Source organism: Paenibacillus sp. J22P15 (genome assembly GCF_056269345.1).
Map to the genome: position 1 here is coordinate 121,291 of NZ_JBWDNT010000009.1, position 18,387 is coordinate 139,677.

General features: G+C 34.0%; 15 protein-coding genes, 1 pseudogene and 1 riboswitch. Of the genes and pseudogenes, 14 read left to right on the plus strand and 2 right to left on the minus strand.

What is annotated here, in order from left to right:
* Window position 1 precedes the first annotated feature (1 nt).
* Together wecB and AC0YN6_RS19150 are read left to right on the plus strand one after the other, a co-directional pair.
* A complete protein-coding gene (gene wecB / locus AC0YN6_RS19145; RefSeq protein WP_475748850.1) occupies window positions 2-1,132 on the plus strand; it encodes a non-hydrolyzing UDP-N-acetylglucosamine 2-epimerase in 1,131 nt (376 codons plus the stop codon).
* A 1-nt stretch (window position 1,133) separates the two neighbouring features.
* Window positions 1,134-2,465 (plus strand): nucleotide sugar dehydrogenase, encoded by a 1,332-nt coding sequence (locus AC0YN6_RS19150; RefSeq protein ID WP_475748851.1) that lies wholly within the window; start codon window positions 1,134-1,136, stop codon window positions 2,463-2,465.
* 318 nt (window positions 2,466-2,783) lie between these two features.
* On the opposite strand, the gene AC0YN6_RS19155 is transcribed toward AC0YN6_RS19150, so the two are convergent.
* The gene (locus AC0YN6_RS19155) at window positions 2,784-3,038 is read right to left on the minus strand and encodes a hypothetical protein (RefSeq protein ID WP_475748754.1); all 255 of its coding nucleotides are present in this window, start codon (window positions 3,036-3,038) and stop codon (window positions 2,784-2,786) included.
* An 865-nt stretch (window positions 3,039-3,903) separates the two neighbouring features.
* Between AC0YN6_RS19155 and AC0YN6_RS19160 the strand changes: the two genes are divergently transcribed.
* From AC0YN6_RS19160 to AC0YN6_RS19210, 11 genes are all read left to right on the plus strand, one after another.
* The gene (locus AC0YN6_RS19160) at window positions 3,904-5,007 is read left to right on the plus strand and encodes a glycosyltransferase (protein WP_475748756.1); all 1,104 of its coding nucleotides are present in this window, start codon (window positions 3,904-3,906) and stop codon (window positions 5,005-5,007) included.
* 31 nt (window positions 5,008-5,038) lie between these two features.
* Window positions 5,039-6,142, plus strand: a complete 1,104-nt coding sequence (locus AC0YN6_RS19165) for a glycosyltransferase family 4 protein (RefSeq protein ID WP_475748758.1) — start codon at window positions 5,039-5,041, stop codon at window positions 6,140-6,142.
* Window positions 6,143-6,289: 147 nt separating this feature from the next.
* The gene (locus tag AC0YN6_RS19170; protein ID WP_475748760.1) at window positions 6,290-7,447 is read left to right on the plus strand and encodes a glycosyltransferase family 4 protein; all 1,158 of its coding nucleotides are present in this window, start codon (window positions 6,290-6,292) and stop codon (window positions 7,445-7,447) included.
* Window positions 7,444-8,622, plus strand: a complete 1,179-nt coding sequence (locus AC0YN6_RS19175) for a hypothetical protein (protein ID WP_475748761.1) — start codon at window positions 7,444-7,446, stop codon at window positions 8,620-8,622. The genes AC0YN6_RS19170 and AC0YN6_RS19175 overlap by 4 nt, the downstream gene beginning before the upstream one ends.
* A gap of 55 nt (window positions 8,623-8,677) precedes the next feature.
* On the plus strand, window positions 8,678-9,874 hold the full coding sequence (locus AC0YN6_RS19180) for a glycosyltransferase family 4 protein (protein WP_475748763.1): 1,197 nt from the start codon (window positions 8,678-8,680) through the stop codon (window positions 9,872-9,874).
* A gap of 53 nt (window positions 9,875-9,927) precedes the next feature.
* The gene (locus AC0YN6_RS19185) at window positions 9,928-11,448 is read left to right on the plus strand and encodes a lipopolysaccharide biosynthesis protein (protein ID WP_475748764.1); all 1,521 of its coding nucleotides are present in this window, start codon (window positions 9,928-9,930) and stop codon (window positions 11,446-11,448) included.
* 1,046 nt (window positions 11,449-12,494) lie between these two features.
* Window positions 12,495-13,532, plus strand: a complete 1,038-nt coding sequence (galE, locus tag AC0YN6_RS19190) for a UDP-glucose 4-epimerase GalE (protein ID WP_475748765.1) — start codon at window positions 12,495-12,497, stop codon at window positions 13,530-13,532.
* A gap of 452 nt (window positions 13,533-13,984) precedes the next feature.
* The gene (locus AC0YN6_RS19195; protein WP_475748766.1) at window positions 13,985-14,323 is read left to right on the plus strand and encodes an AAA family ATPase; all 339 of its coding nucleotides are present in this window, start codon (window positions 13,985-13,987) and stop codon (window positions 14,321-14,323) included.
* Window positions 14,324-14,572: 249 nt separating this feature from the next.
* A riboswitch (cyclic di-GMP riboswitch) is annotated at window positions 14,573-14,660 on the plus strand.
* Between the two features lie 47 nt (window positions 14,661-14,707).
* Window positions 14,708-14,866, plus strand: coding sequence for a hypothetical protein (locus AC0YN6_RS19200; protein ID WP_475748767.1), 159 nt, complete (start codon window positions 14,708-14,710; stop codon window positions 14,864-14,866).
* A gap of 157 nt (window positions 14,867-15,023) precedes the next feature.
* Window positions 15,024-15,755 carry a hypothetical protein gene (locus AC0YN6_RS19205; RefSeq protein ID WP_475748769.1) on the plus strand — a complete coding sequence of 244 codons (732 nt, stop codon included), beginning with the start codon at window positions 15,024-15,026 and terminating at the stop codon, window positions 15,753-15,755.
* A gap of 27 nt (window positions 15,756-15,782) precedes the next feature.
* Complete coding sequence (locus AC0YN6_RS19210; protein ID WP_475748770.1) at window positions 15,783-16,724, plus strand: copper amine oxidase N-terminal domain-containing protein; 942 nt, start codon at window positions 15,783-15,785, stop codon at window positions 16,722-16,724.
* 869 nt (window positions 16,725-17,593) lie between these two features.
* On the opposite strand, the pseudogene AC0YN6_RS19215 reads toward AC0YN6_RS19210, so the two are convergent.
* A pseudogene (locus AC0YN6_RS19215) lies at window positions 17,594-17,746 on the minus strand (S-layer homology domain-containing protein); the annotation flags it as partial.
* Between the two features lie 353 nt (window positions 17,747-18,099).
* Between AC0YN6_RS19215 and AC0YN6_RS19220 the strand changes: the two are divergent.
* Window positions 18,100-18,288: an aspartyl-phosphate phosphatase Spo0E family protein gene (locus AC0YN6_RS19220; protein ID WP_475748853.1), complete on the plus strand. Its 189-nt coding sequence runs from the start codon at window positions 18,100-18,102 to the stop codon at window positions 18,286-18,288.
* The last annotated feature ends 99 nt before the right edge of the window (window positions 18,289-18,387 follow it).

An 18,387-nucleotide genomic window follows, 5' to 3' on the forward strand; every position in this document is an offset into this window, starting at 1 on the left:
GATGAAGAAATTAAAAGTCATGACAGTCGTAGGTACCAGACCTGAGATTATAAGACTGTCAGCTGTAATTAATAAATTAGAAGAATCAAATGCAATAGAACATATACTTGTTCATACAGGACAGAATTATGATTATGAATTAAATGAAGTGTTTTTTAAAAATTTTAAATTAAAGAAACCGGATTATTTTCTCAATGCAGCGACTGGAACGGCAGTTGAAACAATAGGGAATATCCTGATTAAAATTGATCCTATTATGGACGAAGTTCAACCAGATGCGATCTTAGTGCTGGGAGATACAAATAGTTGTTTATGTGCTATCGCTGCTAAGAGAAGACAAATTCCAATCTTTCATATGGAAGCAGGAAATAGATGCTTTGATCAGAGAGTACCAGAAGAAACTAATAGAAAGATTGTCGATCATATAGCAGATATTAACCTAACCTATAGTGATATAGCGAGAGAATATCTATTAAGAGAAGGGTTACCTGCTGATAGAATCATCAAAACAGGAAGTCCTATGTTTGAAGTAATAAATTCTAGAAGAGATGATATAGAAAACTCAGACGTACTAGAAAGATTAGACCTTGAAGAAGGAAGATATTATGTAGTGTCTGCTCACAGGGAAGAAAATATCAATTCGGAAACCAATTTCTTAGATTTAGTTGATAGCTTGAATGCTATTGCTGAAAAATACAGTATGCCTATAATTGTAAGTACACATCCTAGGACAAGAAATATGATAAATGCTAAAGGAATAGAGTTTAACCCATTGGTCAAAACGATGAAACCTTTAGGATTTAATGATTATATAAAACTCCAATTCAAAGCAAAAGCAGTACTTAGTGATAGCGGAACTATAAGTGAGGAATCTTCTATTCTTGGGTTTAGGGCTTTAAATATTAGGCAGGCTCATGAAAGACCTGAAGCGATGGAAGAAGCATCTGTTATGATGGTAGGCTTAAAGAAAAAAAGAATTATGCAGGGACTGGAGATTCTAGAAACTCAAGAGAAAAGTACATTAAGGCTTGTTGGGGATTATAGTATGCCTAATGTATCAGATAAAGTACTAAGGATAATATTATCATATACAAATTATGTGAATAGAGTTGTTTGGGGGAAAGTTGAATAATATGAAATTATATGAAGCAATAAAGAATAAAAAAGAAAAAATCTCTGTAATTGGGTTAGGATATGTTGGTATGCCGTTAGCTGTAGCTTTTGCTAAGGTCGCGAATGTAGTGGGATTCGATATGTCAAGAGAAAAGGTGCAAAAATATATAGAAGGTATAGATGTAACTAATGAAGTTGGTAATGAAGTTATTCAGCAAACAAGTGCTATGTTTACGTGGGAAGAGGAGAAAATTAGAGACTGTAAATTTCATATAGTAGCAGTACCAACACCAATTAATCAGGACAAAACCCCTGACTTAAAGCCTGTATTGGGCGCAAGTAGAACAGTGGGAAGGAACTTAGTAAAAGGTTCCATTGTGGTTTTTGAATCAACTGTATATCCAGGGGTTACAGATGATATTTGCATTCCTATTTTAGAGGAAGAATCAGGATTAACATGTGGAGTAGATTTTAAAGTCGGCTATTCACCAGAAAGGATAAATCCAGGAGATAAAATCCATAGGCTCGAAAATATTATTAAGATAGTTTCAGGTATGGATGATGAATCTTTAGACGATATTGCAAGGGTTTATGAGATGGTAATCGAAGCAGGTGTGCATAGAGCAGAAAGTATAAAAGTTGCTGAAGCAGCAAAAGTAATAGAAAACTCACAAAGGGATATTAACATCGCCTTTATGAATGAGTTATCAATTGTTTTTAATAAAATGGGGATTGATACCAGGGCAGTTTTGGAAGCGGCAGGAACAAAGTGGAATTTTCTTAACTTCACTCCGGGACTTGTTGGAGGACATTGTATTGGAGTTGATCCGTATTACTTCATTTATAGAGCAGAGGAACTAGGATATCACTCACAAATTATACTTGCTGGAAGAAGAATTAATGATGAAATGGGTAAGTATGTGGCAGAAAACACCATCAAAAAATTAATAAAAACAGGAAAGCAAGTAAAAGGAGCAAATATTGCTGTCTTTGGAATAACATTTAAAGAAAATTGTCCAGATAGTAGAAATACAAAGGTTATAGATATTATCAAGGAACTAGAAGATTACGGAGTAAACGTTATGGTAGTAGATCCAGTAGCAAATAAAGATGAGGTATGGGAAGAATACTGTATTGATCTTCATAACATAAAAGAAATCAGGGATGTAGATGCAGTTATTTTTGCTGTACCACATGATGAATTTTTGAATATTACATTGGAGGATGTTGGTGAGTTTTATAAAAAAACTGGGGGTAGCCTCAGTAATGACAAGGTTGTATTAATTGATGTAAAGGGTATTTTTGATCGTAAAAATGTGGAGCTATTGGAGTATTCATACTGGAGACTTTAATTTATTTGATGAACTGTTTGAATAAAAGTGTTAAGTTTTTGGGGAATGAATCTACTAAATTAAAATCCTATTTTATCATTCATGTATCAATTTCATAAATCTGAGCCCAAGAAGCTCAAAGTTTTTAAGCGTAGAAAAGGAGTACCTCTCCAAATTTCGAATAGTGTCTATATTTTCGACCTTGAACATTTGAATCCATGCTTATCAAAATCTCCAAAAATACGATCTATGGAGCACCTACAGAGTATGCTATGGTCACCCGAATCATCGAGCGAATTCCTACCATCAAAGACTTGCAGAAACGTTTGAAAAATGACTTCATTTTACATTCGGATTGCGAATTTCTTTTCTCTGATCAGCTCCCTTCTGAGTCGGAATTTGGTCACGAAGGTCATTGAAAGGAAAATCAAGTTGAGTAGCAATGGATTTTTCAAACAGGCCCTGTGGAGTAGGTTTTTTCTCTTCCGATTTGGCCTGGTCTCGCGATTCAAAGTGCGTGGAATCGATGCCAACAGCATCATCATCAACGAAAACTTTTTGAAAGGCTTGAAGGTGAATATAGTTTTTCGTCATTTCATGGACTATGCAGTTCTCTAGTTATGTATCAAGCGGAAAATGACATTGGAGCCCACTTGGGTAATCAATAAAAGTAGCGAAGGAAAGAACATCTTTTAGTATGGATTTAAAGGGTGTCTTGCGGTAGGAACAAAAAGCCAGTACATTTTGGATTCATTGATCTCATCGGGTATCTTAAATGATGTCTAAGGAGCCATTCCAATACTGAATGGATCGAGAAACTGCCTCTTTCCATACGCTACATGATGGACGTAGGGTGCGACTATGTCGCCATCTATCAATCGATTCATCGCAAGGAAGCTCAATCCATTATCTCGAACAACAAGAGAATGAACAGAACTGGTCGGCTTTAATCAAAATTTTGCTCCAACCTGAGTTGCGTGAACATTCTTATCGATAAGACACGATAAGACAGCTATGACACAAAGTACTAAATGCTCAAGAGTACTCGTCCAGAAGAATATAAGTATTGTCCATTAGCCCATGATTCATTATGCCAAAGGTTTACAAAGTTCGAATGGAGACTGATTTGCCTTGCTAATTCGGCACCTGCCGCGGTAGTCAAACATGGGAAGAGAGTCAGAGTCCATTTTGATCTTGTCACCCTTGTTTATAATGCATCCTATTTAGCTACTGATCGTATTCGAAAGCAGATGGAAAAGCAGCAGCTTAATTAAAAAACTTAATATTCGCCATAAAGAGCAGTCTAGGTTTCTACAAAAGGCAATCATGAAATTGATTCGTCTATTAGACTTTACTTTTAGAAAAGTTGAGATGTTTTTTGTAGATTATTAAAGGTTAAGAGTGTATAGTGCGCTTTATAATCGATACTTATGTTTTATATAATTTGGAGGAGAAAAATTTGAAATTTGTTGTAGTTAATGTTGCTGCTTCTACTAGTGGAGCCCTCTCAGTACTAAATGATTTTTATAAATATGTTTCAGAAAATGAAAAACATCATGAGTGGTTTTTTATAGTAAGTACCCCATTTCTTAAAGAATCCGAGAATATACATGTATTAAGATTTCCATGGATTAAAAAAAGTTGGTTACATCGTATTATTTGGGATCTTATAGTGGTAAGGAAAATAATTCGTAGTTTAAATCCAGATAAAATCTTATCACTTCAAAATTTATCAATCTTTAATATTTCTATTCCACAGGTTGTTTACTTACATCAAGCTATTCCTTTTCAAAATATAAAAAGGTTTAGCTTTATTAAAAAAAATGAATTGATGCCTGCAATTTACCAACATATTATAGGTAATTTAATTAGGTTTTCTATAAAAAAATCAAATACAGTTATAGTGCAAACAAACTGGATGAAGCAAGAAGTTTGCAAAAAGTCTAATATTAAAGCGGAGAAGATACATGTTATTCCACCTCATATTTCTGACATAGTAACAATTCAAGAAAGAAATATAAACCAAGGAGATACTTTAAAAGTAAATGAATTTTTCTATCCTGCATCTCCATCTATATATAAAAATCAAAGCTGTATTGTTAGTGCAGTGAAAAACCTTGCTGAACAAAATGTTGCTAATTTCACAGTTAATTTAACAATGAAAGGAAATGAGAACGAGTATTCAAAAGGTGTATATGAAAAATCAAAAAAATTGGAGGGATATATAAATTTTGTAGGATATTTAGATAGAAAAGAAGTTATTAAAAGATTAGGAAGGTCTGTCTTAATATTTCCATCTTTTATTGAGTCATACCCTCTACCTTTAGAGGAAGCAATGAACATGAGGAGTATAATATTAGCTTCTGACTCTCCTTTTTCACATGAAATATTAAAAGACTATCCTAATAAATTATTTTTCGATCCATTCTCCCCAAATACACTATCAGATGCGATGCTCAAAGTACTAAATGGAAGTTTCAAATATAGTTCTTATGATAAACTTACAGAAAAAAGAGTGAATACTTGGAGAGATGTAGTAAAGGTACTAGAAAAAAATTGCTAATTTATATTAGTGTAGAAAGGAAAATTAAAAAGTGAGAATTTTATATCTAACAAATATCCCTGCACCCTATAGAGTGGATTTTTTTGATGAATTAGGAAAAATATGCGATCTAACTGTTCTGTTTGAGCGTGGGACAGCGACTAATCGCGAAATTGATTGGATTTCTAAGGATATGAAAAATTTTAAGGCTGTATTTCTTAATGGTATAAACTTTAAACAAGAATCAGCAATATGTTTCTCCGTAACAAAATGGTTGAGAAAAGATATGTTTGATTTTTTCATAATTGGAGGTTACAGTACTCCAACTGGTATGATTGCAATTGAGACTCTAAAGTTGCGCAAAATTCCTTTTTTTATTAATACTGATGGGGGCATAATTAGTAATGAGAATAAAATAATTGCAACTATAAAAAAACACTTTATCGGTAGTGCTGCTTGGTGGCTCAGTACTGGAAATGAAGCTGATAAGTATCTACATCATTATGGAGCGATTAAAAAAAAAATTTATAGATATTCATTTACATCTTTAAAAGAAAAAGACATTTATATACATCCTGCTAAATATGAGGAAAAATATACATTGCGTTCACAATTAAATGTTACTGGAAAGATGATTGCTGTGGCTGTAGGACAACTTATAATACGTAAAGGGTTTGATACTCTAATAAATGCTTGGAGAAAATTACCAGAAGACTCAGTGTTATTAATTATCGGAAGTGGCCCAGAAGAGAAAAATCTTAAACAGCTAATAAATTTCTATAATCTAGAAAATGTTCACCTACTAGGTTTTAAGAGTAAAGAGGATCTAAAAAAATATTATCGTGCTGCAGATTTTTTTGTTTTACCTACACGAGAAGATGTTTGGGGACTAGTAATAAATGAAGCAATGGCTTGCGGCCTTCCTATAATATCTACAGATAAATGTGTAGCAGCACTTGAATTAGTTAAACCAAATTATAATGGATTTATTGTACCTGTAAATGAAATAAATACTACTTCCGAAAGATTAATAGAATTGTGTAGCTATCAAGAAGAGAAACTTCTAAGTATGGGTTGCAATAGTCTTAAAACAATACAAAAATATACGATTGAAAATATGGCGAAAGAACATATTGATATATTAAGTCGATTATAAATCAAAATTTCGAGAAATTTTAAAAAAACGCTTTACAAATAGCGTTTACGGTTGTATTAGGTATTTTAATATCAATATTAGAGTAATCAGTAATGTCCACTCTATGTCAATTTTTATTAATATTTTTATGAAAAGGAGAAAAAGTAAGTGGATAAACCCCCATTAAAGCTAATATATACTCTTGATTATCCTATTGATTCTATCGGAGGGGCACAAACATCAACTTATGTCATAGCTAAATATATGCTATATAATGGATACGATGTAGTTATCCTTACTCCCGAATTATTGGGAAATTCGAATATTGAAATTGATAAAAATTTAAAGATATTAACATATAAAAGTTATGAAAATTTTTTAGTTAATTTATTTAGTAAATTTATAGTATTTAGAAGAGTTATAAAATTTGAAAAAGCAGATATAATTCATGCTCAAATGCCATTATCAGGAGTAGTTGTTGGTATGTTAAGTAAATTTAAATTAATATCAAGAAAAATAAACATAATTTATACAGATCGGGGACTATTATCAAAATATAGAAATCATACAAAATTTTTGTTGTATAATCTTAAAAAAGTCGCTAATTATGTAATTTGCACTACTAATTTGAATAAATTAGATTGGGATAAGATGGATAATGGTAATAAGAATGTCAAAGTAATTCCGAATACCGTTAGTGATTATTTTAACATTTACAATAATGAAAATAGAGAGAGAGAAAGAAATAAACATAATATAACGGAGAATAAAATAGTATTGGGTTTTTCAGGTAGAGTAACGGGGTTTAAGAATTGGCCATTAGCCCTAAAGATATGCAAATTATTAAAAAATGATAATCGTTTCAAGGTTATTGTAGCTTTTACTGCATTTGCCGAAGAAGAAAAGAAACAAATGAATGATTATATAGAAGAGTTACAACAATATTTAGGGAAAGATAGGGTAATAGCATATACTGAATTAAATCAAGAAGCAATGAGTCAATTTTATTATAATGTAGATATTTTTATCGTTACTTCACTTTTGGAATCATTTGGTAAAACTGCTATCGAAGCAATGAGTAGACGATGTGCTGTTATTTCTACTAATGTAGGTGGCTTACCGGAAGTCATAAAGAAAAAGGAAAATTTGTTTGATATAAACGATGAACAAGGTTTTGTAAATAGAATTTATTCTTATGCAAACGATAGGATCCAACTGGATCTTGATAAAGAGTGGTTTTTGTCAAGATTTCAAGAAAATTTTACTATAGATTCAACAATGGGAAAATATAATAAATTATATCAAAGTTTGGGTAAACCCAAATGAAGCAAAGGTATTTTACCATAATTTTATATATAATTACTATTGTGAGTTTAATCTCATTATTTATGCCAAATGGATGGATGGTGCGAGATCCCTCTGTTATAGTTGTTATTATCATTGCCTTGCTGTATAAAAGAAAATCTTTTTCAAGGAATATTATTCTTTTACTATTATATAGTACGTTTAGTGTTTTATTATATATAATATTTAACGGGCTTGACCTTTTAGCTTTAATGACAATAAGGTTTATTTATATATATCCATTGTTAATGCTTTTAGGTATGGTTCTAAAAGAAAAAAATATTCAAATCAAAAACTATATTACCTTTCTTAATATGATAATAATTTTTGTAGCTATTGGAGGATTAATTGAGCTAATTTTACCTAATCTTTTTAATAATTTAGTAGGAATAATAAATAAAAATTATTCTAATCTATCTCTATTACGTAGTGGATTAGGAATTGGATTAGGTTCATGGTTTGGGAGCCGGATACTATTATCAATGAGTGTCTGTTTTGGCCTAATCTTAGTATTTACTGATGAAAGGTTTACAGGGATTGTTAAACTAAGTCTAACGGTTTTATATGCAATATTGGTTGTTTATTCCCTTAATAGAACAGCTATTTTAATATTCTTCATTTTATTGTTATATCTATTAATGAAAAACCCAAATAAGTATTTAAATAAGAAAATAATTATTATTTCACTTTTTTCTTTTAGTTTCTTTAGTATTTTTTTATTTATATTTTGGAGTCAACCTATATTAAATTATATTTATGTTTTTCAAAATTCTTTAGGTCATATGGATTTAACTATGTCAGGTCGAACTTCATTATGGGGAACTATAATAGATGAAAAGTTAAGTTTTGGACCAAATTTCAGTGTTTTTGGCTCTTCTGATTTACTTCAGGAGAAGGCTGGAGTAGCTGACAGTTCGTATATTAAACTTATAATAAGCTATGGCATACCATTTATAATTCCTTTTTTACTGACTTTATTTAATTTTCTTAAGAAAGCAATTCCAAGTAAGGATACTTTACTAATTGGTATTCTAATCTTTTTGGGGGGGTTTTCAATTACGGTTGATATATTTCATGTGATAATTGTTATGATACCAATTTGGATAATTATTGGATATAAGGTGGGAGAATTTAAATTAAGAAATCAATGTCAGTAATTCGGTTAGGAGCCCATTTTATTAATATAAATAAATAGAAAGCGAGAAATTTAATATGAATATTGGTTTTGTTTCAACATGGTTTGAAAGAGGTGCAGCGTATGTTACCAAATCATATATTGAAGCCATACAAGATGGGCATAATGTATTTGTATATGCAAGAGGAGGAGAAAGCTTTGCGAAAAATGATTTAGCTTGGGATAAGACTTATGTAACTTGGGGGTATCAGTTACCCGGTACAAATATAAATAAAAAGCATTTTTATAGTTGGATTAGGGAAAATCAGATAGAAACAATATTTTTTAATGAACAGCATGAGTTTGAAATTTTGTTATATCTAAAAAAAGAATACCCGAATATAAAAATAGGTGCTTATATTGACTATTACAAAGAAAATACTGTTAAATTATTTAGTATTTACGACTTTCTTATTTGTAATACAGAAAGGCATTATTCAGTATTTTCATGGCATCCACAATGCTATTATGTGCCTTGGGGAACAGATATTGAGTGTTTTTCTCCAAAAGAGAAACCTAAGGAATATAGTAACGAATTAGTATTTTTTCATTCCATGGGGATGTCACAAAGAAAAGGGACTGATTTGTTAATAAATGCATTTATTGATGGCGAGTTATACAAAAAATCAAAATTATTAATTCATACTCAAACTAGTTTGAAGGAAATATTGAATTTTTCAAATGAAAAACTGAAAGAGTTTAATATAGATATTGTGGAAGATACTGTAACGGCTCCTGGGCTTTATCATTTTGGTGATGTTTATGTGTATCCAACTAAGCTCGAAGGACTAGGTTTAACTATTTTTGAAGCTCTTTCATGTGGGTTACCAGTTATTTTACCTAATAATGCACCTATGAATGAGTATGTTGATGATAAAGTAGGAAAGTTAGTTGAAATAGACCAATTTCATTCTAGATCCGATGGCTATTACTGGCCAGTAGGGATATGTAATAAAAAATCTCTAATTGAATCAATGCAATATTATATTGATAACTTGAATAAAGTCGAAGAATATAAAAAGTTAGCTCGTTATTATGCTATAAATAATTTTAATTGGAAAGATAGATTCAATATAATAAATGAAATATTTGAAAATTCTGTAATTTATATTAAGGATGATACTGATAAATTACTAAAAAAACTTAAACGACAAAAACTATCTCATTTAATTTATTTACTACCGAATAATAATATTACTCAATATATTTTAAAAAAGATAAAAAATAAATCGTAATTGAGATAAAAAATAAAATTAATAATTTAAGGCTATGGATATGTTGGTAATATTTGAATTGTATTTTATATATATTTCACAATTACATCTCCTTCCAAAGCCCTAATACAAAGAAGGAGGAATATGCGATTAATAATTTATTTAAAAAATTCCTATCGTTTTCATTTGGAAGTTGGGTAACATTATTTCTTGGATTAATTAGTACTCCATTAATAACTAGGTTAATAGAGCCTTCAGAATATGGAAAAATGTCAGTCTTTCTAATCTTTATTAATATTATTTCTATAATTACTTCTTTAGGGACAGATCAATCTTTTATAAGATTTTTTTACGAGGAAAATGAAGATAGAAGAAGAACGTTATTATGGAATTGTCTTAAAATAACTTTTATTTTATCTTGCTTAGTTTCAATTCTTATAATTATATTTTCAAGGGAAATTTCCCTGCTGTTATTTAGTAAATATTCAGGAATAATCGTGTCAATGTTAGTTATTAATACATTACTCTTGTCTATTAATAGATTTGCATTTGTTGTTGTAAGGATGCAGCAAAAAGGTAAATTATATTCTTTTTTACAAATATATCAAAAACTATTATATATTTTATTTATTATATGCTTAGTTTATTTTATGAATAACAACTATAAAATACTCATTATTGCATATACCTTTGCGAACATTTTAGTTACAATAATTGCTATTTGGTCTGAAAAGAACTATTGGAATTTCACCAATATTCGAAATCAGCTATCAACTAATAAAAATAAGCAAATATTGACTTATGGAATTCCCATGACGTTCACATTATTAATAACTTGGATTTTTCAGTCAGCTGATACACTAAGTTTAAAAACATGGGGATCACTAAAAGATTTGGGTATCTATTCGGCAACTTATTCATTAATATCAATATTACTTATAGTTCAAGGGGCATTTTCTTCCTTTTGGACTCCAGTTGCTTACGAGTATTATGAAAAGGGACGAGAAGATAAAAGCTTTTATGTAATGGTCAATAATATAGTAGGATTTTCCATGTCGTTAATTGCTATATTATTAATTATGTTTAAAGATGTACTAGTTTTATTACTTGGTGAACAATATAAAGAAGCAACTAGCTTATTACCATTCCTTGTCTTTATACCATTAATGTATACTGTCTCTGAAACCACAGTATTAGGTATAAATTTCAAAAAAAAGCCTTCCTATCATATCTTCATTGCACTGATATCTTGTTTGTTAAATCTTGCACTTAATTATAAATTAGTTCCTATATTGGGGGCTAGAGGTGCTGCTATTTCTGCATGTATTTCTTATATTATGTTTTTTATTTTAAGAACATATATTGGTAATAAATTGTTTGAAATTAAATTTAGATTAATGAGATTTAGTGTTTCAACAATAACAATTTTAATATTTGCATTTTATTCTTCATTTTATGAAGTTAATTTAGTTGGCAATTTATTAGTAGGTGCTATTTTATTTGTATTTGTTAGTGTTATATATATTGACGTAATAAAAATTTTAAAACAACAATTAAGTGCCTACAACAATAAATCTCTTTTGAATAAGGGTTAACCATTTTTGCATTCACTTTTGGTGATTTTTTTAGATATATATTTTTTGATTAATAAATAATTCCATTTTATTGTTTAAATCATACAATATTTATAATTAGTTATGCTGAGCCTATTTGAATACTCAATTCAGGATATAATATTGTAATAATTTGGTGATTGAAATACAAAGATACTAGATTCCAGTTAAGAAAATGGATAAAGAAAATATAAAATTGACGTGGGTCTTGGGGTTAAAGCTGTAGGAGAGTCAATACCACTGCACTATTATCATAACATTACCTGAAATGGGGTCAGACCCCTTTGAAGGGGAGTGCTACCGAGAGCGAGAGTGTGTTCCTATCTAGGAGAATTTTAAACTTAGTTCAACGAATCCTTATAGGCGCACCAAACTGATGATTTTAAGATTATATTCATGTAGTAGATCTTGCTATTGGTCATTTTAAAGCTCTTGGATATGTCAAATTAATAATCGGTTTGGAGAATCTAGGAAAGGGAAGAGGATAATAATTACTTGAGATGATGGCAGCCTTTGAACATGCATGCGGTAAAAAAATTCCTATTCCATCGTTTACCAAAGACCTGGTGATATTGGGGAATGCTTCGCCGACCCATCAAAAGTAAAACAAGAACTGGGTTGGGTAGTACACCGCGGAATTGAAGAAATGTGCATCGACTCTTGACGCTTGTTATCTAATCTCGATGGCTATATGAGAGTGCCTGTCACCACCCGAAATGTCGAATTAATGTGTGTGAAATACCCGATCTACTATTAAGGATGATCGGACGTACTATGACGGCGAAGCCCCGCTTCATGTTGGACGGTATCTGACCCCTATCAAAACTCTAATGCACCAAGCAAAGGTTTGTTTTGTAATAAACTACCCATATAATATGATGCAACTACATCCATGTAGTAAGACTAGGTTGAAGCGTATAGATGCACCTCTTCTCATTCAAAAGTACCAAGATATCCTAGTATGGTGGATCTAGCGATAATAGAAGTGTATACCTTAAATAAGTTTCTTTGAAAAGAGGAATTAATAGATGGCAATATTAGTAACTGGAGGGGTCGGTTATATTGGTAGCCATACCTGTGTGGAGTTATTAAACGAAGGCTATGAAATAATCGTTGTAGATAATTTGTCAAATAGTAATATGATATCCTTACATCGAATGCAAGAACTGACAGGTAAGATTATTAAATTTTATAACCTAGATTTATTGGATAAGGATAGTCTAGAAACTGTTTTTTTAGAAAACAAAATTGATGCTGTTATCCATTTTGCTAGCTACAAAGCACTCGGTGAATCAGTGCAGATTCCCATTAATTATTATCATAATAACATCACAGGAACACTTATTCTTTGCCAAGTAATGCAAAAATTCAATATAAAGCGAATGGTATTTAGTTCTTCAGCTACAGTATACTCGCCAGCAAAACCTGGGGCTATTTCCGAGGATTTCCCCCTGGGAGCAACTAATCCTTATGGACGCACAAAATTAATGATTGAAGATATCCTACGGGATCTCTATATTTCGGATAATAGTTGGAGTATATCACTCTTACGTTATTTCAACCCGATAGGTGCTCATTCAAGCGGTCGGATTGGTGAGGATCCTAACGGCACTCCGAATAATCTAACTCCATTTATTACGCAAGTGGCGGTTGGAAAGTTGGAGAATCTACGAGTTTTCGGCGATGACTATCTAACTCCAGATGGAACAGGGATAAGAGATTATATTCATGTAGTGGATCTTGCTTTGGGGCATCTAAAGGCTATTGAGAAAGTAATGTTTTCTACTGGCGTGGAAGCTTACAACCTTGGAACTGGTAAAGGTTATAGCGTACTGGAGATGATCCGTGCGTTTGAACAAGTATCGGGCAGGAATATTCCCTATACTATCGTAGATCGAAGACCAGGTGACGTTGCAGTATGTTACGCTGATCCGTCTAAGGCAAAGAGAGAATTAGGGTGGGTGGCAGAAAGAGGAATTGAAGAAATGTGTACGGATGCTTGGTTTTGGCAGTTAAATAACCCAAACGGTTACGAAGAGCACGCAGTTAAAATAGAAATGATATGAAATGCTGATCCCTCTAGCGGACGTTATAAGCCAATTTCTGATTACCTGATAACCGCTAATGATGTTTAGCGGTCATGGTTTAGAGTAGTGAAAAAACGCGCCGCAAAGCTATATACGTCCTTAGCGATATTGGCCCGACTCCCAATAGAATTATCCAAAGTCAGCTCCTGTTTCTTAAGGAGCTTATTTTTTGCTCGACTTTCGATAATTCACTATTCAAACTGTTAAATTGGAGCCATGGAAGTATTTTATAAATTCAAATTAAGTACAACCTTATCTAGATCATCCTGAATGATCCCAATGTAAGCCAGCGTAACTCGTGGCGACGAATGGTTAAGCAACTTCTGTATTATCGTAATATCCACACTTTGCTGAAAGGCATGATAACCAAAAGTTGAGGATAATTCAGCTTATTCAATATTACTGATAAGCGGAACTTCAAAGAGGATTCCATGTCGCCGCTGGCTTTAATCCTGATCTGTCAGCCTAGCTTGCGCAACCAGCTTAAGCCGAGGCATTTGGACGCCATTGATCAGCGGATCCAAACCAGATACCAGTTCCAAGGGTTCTCAGAAGAGGAGATGAGAGCCTACATCCAGCACCAAGTCAGAGTATCTGGGTCTCTTCAGGAGATATTTTCGGAGGAAGCGTTGGTCGCGATTCACCAATTTGGTCATGGTGTGCCTAGAAAAATTAATACCCTGTGCAGCCAATCTCTATTAGATACATTCGTTCGTGAAAACAAGATTGTTGGTGAAGCGCACGTCCACCGAGCCATGAACGAGATGTAATTCCGACACACATCTAGGCTGGGTACTGTCGGTCAGTGGCAGTACGAGTGACCATACCTGAGTTGCTACGACAATGCCACTGGCCATTCATCCGACAAGGAGACTGGCTGCGGACACCATACCTACAACAGGTTATATGTTAGCAATATGCTTGAATTCTAGACCGTTATGGGCTGAATTAGGTGTAAGTCCTATACAACCTCCAATTATTTTGTTAACATATCATTAAATAAAACAACTGCATAACCCACACGATAAAGGCAAAACCATTGAAAAATGGTGACGCAAAGCTAAAGGGGCTTATCTTTTTTCAAAAGACTGCCAGCCAGCTACCGAATATCGTGCCTCCCGTCGTGGTTTATGTGGAACATGGAGGTTATTATTATGTTCATGCGCGCGAACGTTGTACGTGAATGGCATCAGATCTGTATAGTGTTCCATGAATTGCTGTGGGAAGACTGCTTAGATGAGAAGAAGCGCATGGAGATTTATTTGAGAATTGTTTATCATAAAAATAAACTAGCGGCTGTCGCTCTCTCGTAAACTAGCTCGTAGCATATCATTTGTAGATCTAAAAAACGCTATACCCGTAAGCTGACGCCCTGTCATTATGAAGCGTCAGCTTTTTATATTCCAAATAAAGTTAAGGAGAATCATATGCGTTCATTGCTCTTGCAATCGCCCATATGAAACCAAAACGATGAAAAAATCAAACAAAATAATCATGATTATTGCAGGTGCACTAGTGTTTATCGGTATCGTCATTTATGGAAGTGTAAGCCTGTACTCAAAGTTAAACCAAGTCGATGAGTTAAATGGGCGTCTAGAGGAAACGGCTGATTTGGAAGCAAATGAGCAAACGCCGGAAGTTTCGGGACAGCCTGAAGAACAACCGACTAATCAGCCTGAGGTGACTCCAGAAGGGAATGTAACACCAACGCCAGAGTCTGATCTAGTTCCGACGACTCAGCCTGAGGATGCTGCACAACCTAGTCCAACTGCAACTTCGACACCGATTGAAACGTCTAATAACGTAGACAAGGGCCAGAAGCCGGAGAAGGAACCTACGAATTCGGAGGAAAAGTCCCGGAAGAAGAAAGAGATTGATGCTTCAGTTACAGCAAAGCTGGGTAAGTTGAAGTCTTCATGCCAAGCAACCAGTAATAGCTTAGTTCAGCAGATTGCAAATGAATTGAGCGGAGATGAAGAGGCGACTTTAGAAACTATTCAGAGTAAGTATCTGAATAAGGTATTTTCTGCGGAAGCCGATTGCGATGTAAAGTTTAATCAATTGATTAGTAATGCACAAAGCGAGTATAAAGCAGCCGATTTAGGTAACCAATCTCTTCCTGATTGGAGCGCGCAATACGAGAGTGCGAAGGCTAGTGCTAGAGCTGATGCGCTCGCAGTTATTGCAAACTCGCTCAAATAGTTAGCTCTATTATTCTAAGGAGGCCCTATGAAAAAGTCACGTATTTTATCTATTTTTCTAGTTGTTATGATGCTATCATCTGTACTTGCTACCGCTGCTTCTGCAGCAATAGCTACAATTAAGACAACAACCCAGCCGATTAAGCTGCAATTTGATGGACAAGCGCTTAAACTGCCGGACGGTCAATATTCTTTTATTTATCAAGGTCGTACCTATGTACCGATTCGTTATATCTCCTATGCGCTGCAAAAAACGGTGAACTGGGATGGCGCGAAGGCAACCATCTCGGACCCAACAGAGAAGGAGCTCGCTGCGCTTAAGAAGCAATTGCAAAGTGCCTCTACGGGCAGCCAGAAGCCTCAAGCGAGCATTGCCATTGCAATACAGCCTATGAAGGCAACTCTAGTATTTAATGGGAAGGTAAAGCCATTACCAGCCGGTCAGTCCATTTATGGCTATAAAGGCTCGATCTATGTTCCGATTCGTTTCTTGTCGGAGTCCGTTGGTACACAAATCAGCTATAATCCTGTAACAAAGACGGTTAGCGGTGAGTCGGCCGCTTATAAAGCGGAGCAAGGAGCAGGTGGCGGAATTGGTCTTCCAGGAACAGGCGGGGGCAATGGCGGCACAGGCAACGGAGGTGGCGGTGGAACGGTAGTTAAACCGTCGTATGAGCAGATAACGGCTGAAGCCGAGAAGAAGCTTGCTGCACTGAAAGAGAGCTGCATGGCAACTTTAATGGATCTTGTCCTATTATACAGCACAGCCAGTGCCGCAGACCAAGCTTCGTTGAAAGCAAAAGGACTTCAAGAGGTTGATAATTGCTCCGCGAAGTTTGAAGTCATTATTACGGAAACAACGTCAAAGCTGACTGCGAACGGATACAGCACGGACGTGATTGCATCTTATCGCGAAGCCTTTAATAAAGAGCTTGAAGCTGGAAGAAAACTTGCGGAGAGTTTTGCGTAACAGTAGTTTCATACCAATATAATCTGAGCTAACCTTGTAAAATAAAAGGAAGGGCAGTAGGTGAAGTCGCAATGACTTTTCTACTGCCTTTTTGGTATATCCTATTGACCAGTTCAAAAGTTGTAAAAATGATATTGTGGAAATATGTCGATGAATGTATAATTTATCCAATTACATAAATTATACGATAATGGCAAAATTAGGTAAATTCAGTGACGCAAAGCTAGAGGGACTAACTTGGGAAATGTTTGGGGATATTTACACTCTAAAATAACGGCTATTTTCTCAGTCTTCGCCGTTTGGAGTCCCGGAATTTAAACCAAATTTTTTCATCATCGTCTATGAAAAACTTAATACCCATGATCTTCAGAGGGGTCCATAATTCTTTGAAATAATAATTAGGCATAGAAAGATCCTCCCAAATTGGCTTCAGTAGATTTATTCTAACAATATTTCCATGAAAAGTAAGTCGAAATATGTTGGTGCAATCATAAATATTATTCGATCGAGAATCAAAATAAGAGTGGGTTGGAACTACTTGCCCACATCCTGTAAGATATATAAGGTATCTAGATTATCTATAGTTCAAGATTGTTAATTTTAAATCCGTTGGCACACAAATCAGCTATGATCCTGTAACGAAGACGGTTAACGGTGAGTCAGCCGCTTATCTGTGAAGTTTGAAGTCATTATGACGGAAACAACGTCAAAGCTGACTGCGAACGGATACAGCACGGACGTGATTGCATCTTATCGCGAAGCCTTAACAGTAGTTACCTACTAATAAGTACATAACTAATTTTGCAAAATAATAGAAAGGGCAGTAGTGAAGTCGCAATGACTTCTCTGCTGCTCTTTTTTTGCTAATCCTATTGATTGGTGTAGATGAGGTAGATAAGTGCTGCTGCTTCCGCTTTGGTCGTTGTTTGCTTCGGCTTGTATGTGCCGTCTTGGAAGCCTGTAATCAGCTTCTGCTGCTTCAGGAGTGATACGCCGTATTTTGCCCAGCAGGTAATGGAAGATTCATCCTTGAAGCCTCTGAGTAGCTCTGAGCTCTCTTTGCATTAATTTGTTGTGAAAATGTAAAAAAAATACTCATTTCTCTAACAAATCCACTACCATAGTACTAAAATTTGCATTACACTAGCATTATGGACTAACCTAAAATCATACAGTAGTGGTAATGTAGGGGGACTATGGACATATTTAATTTGTGTTTGGAGTATGTGCTGCAGGAGCTTGCCCGGTTGTTGGCAGAATAATAGGTTTGGCGAGGAAACATCTGATGAGATTGATCGTATTAAGCTTAATTAGGAAGAGGTGAGGGTCCATTAATAGAGATACTGTTCTACACAAAAAAAAGCTAGAGCAGACGATTGAGCTGCTGCGGCAGGATATGATCGATAAGCTATTAGTGAGCCAGTCTTACCAAGCTGATGAAGTGCTAGGAGCAAGTCAAGCACTTGATCTTGTTCTTAATTGCTATGATTGTATAAGATATGAGAGAGAATGTAGAGACAAAACGAATTGCGTATCGTTTGGAAATTCGCCAGATTTAAAGTAGCTCTATTTGAAAAAACGTTTCCGCTTATTTTGTTTGAATTTGTACCAGTAATGTCCGTTTTCATCCTTAAAGATTCTAATTCCGAACAATTTCAATGGT

What these genes read in the sequence shown, in the direction of transcription:
- wecB (WP_475748850.1), top strand. Translation starts at nt 2, where the DNA reads ATGAAGAAATTAAAAGTCATGACAGTCGTAGGTACCAGACCTGAGATT.
- AC0YN6_RS19150 (WP_475748851.1), top strand. Translation starts at nt 1,134, where the DNA reads ATGAAATTATATGAAGCAATAAAGAATAAAAAAGAAAAAATCTCTGTA.
- AC0YN6_RS19155 (WP_475748754.1), bottom strand. Translation starts at nt 3,038, where the DNA reads ATGACGAAAAACTATATTCACCTTCAAGCCTTTCAAAAAGTTTTCGTT.
- AC0YN6_RS19175 (WP_475748761.1), top strand. Translation starts at nt 7,444, where the DNA reads ATGAAGCAAAGGTATTTTACCATAATTTTATATATAATTACTATTGTG.
- AC0YN6_RS19180 (WP_475748763.1), top strand. Translation starts at nt 8,678, where the DNA reads ATGAATATTGGTTTTGTTTCAACATGGTTTGAAAGAGGTGCAGCGTAT.
- galE (WP_475748765.1), top strand. Translation starts at nt 12,495, where the DNA reads ATGGCAATATTAGTAACTGGAGGGGTCGGTTATATTGGTAGCCATACC.
- AC0YN6_RS19195 (WP_475748766.1), top strand. Translation starts at nt 13,985, where the DNA reads ATGTCGCCGCTGGCTTTAATCCTGATCTGTCAGCCTAGCTTGCGCAAC.
- AC0YN6_RS19200 (WP_475748767.1), top strand. Translation starts at nt 14,708, where the DNA reads ATGTTCATGCGCGCGAACGTTGTACGTGAATGGCATCAGATCTGTATA.
- AC0YN6_RS19205 (WP_475748769.1), top strand. Translation starts at nt 15,024, where the DNA reads ATGAAAAAATCAAACAAAATAATCATGATTATTGCAGGTGCACTAGTG.
- AC0YN6_RS19210 (WP_475748770.1), top strand. Translation starts at nt 15,783, where the DNA reads ATGAAAAAGTCACGTATTTTATCTATTTTTCTAGTTGTTATGATGCTA.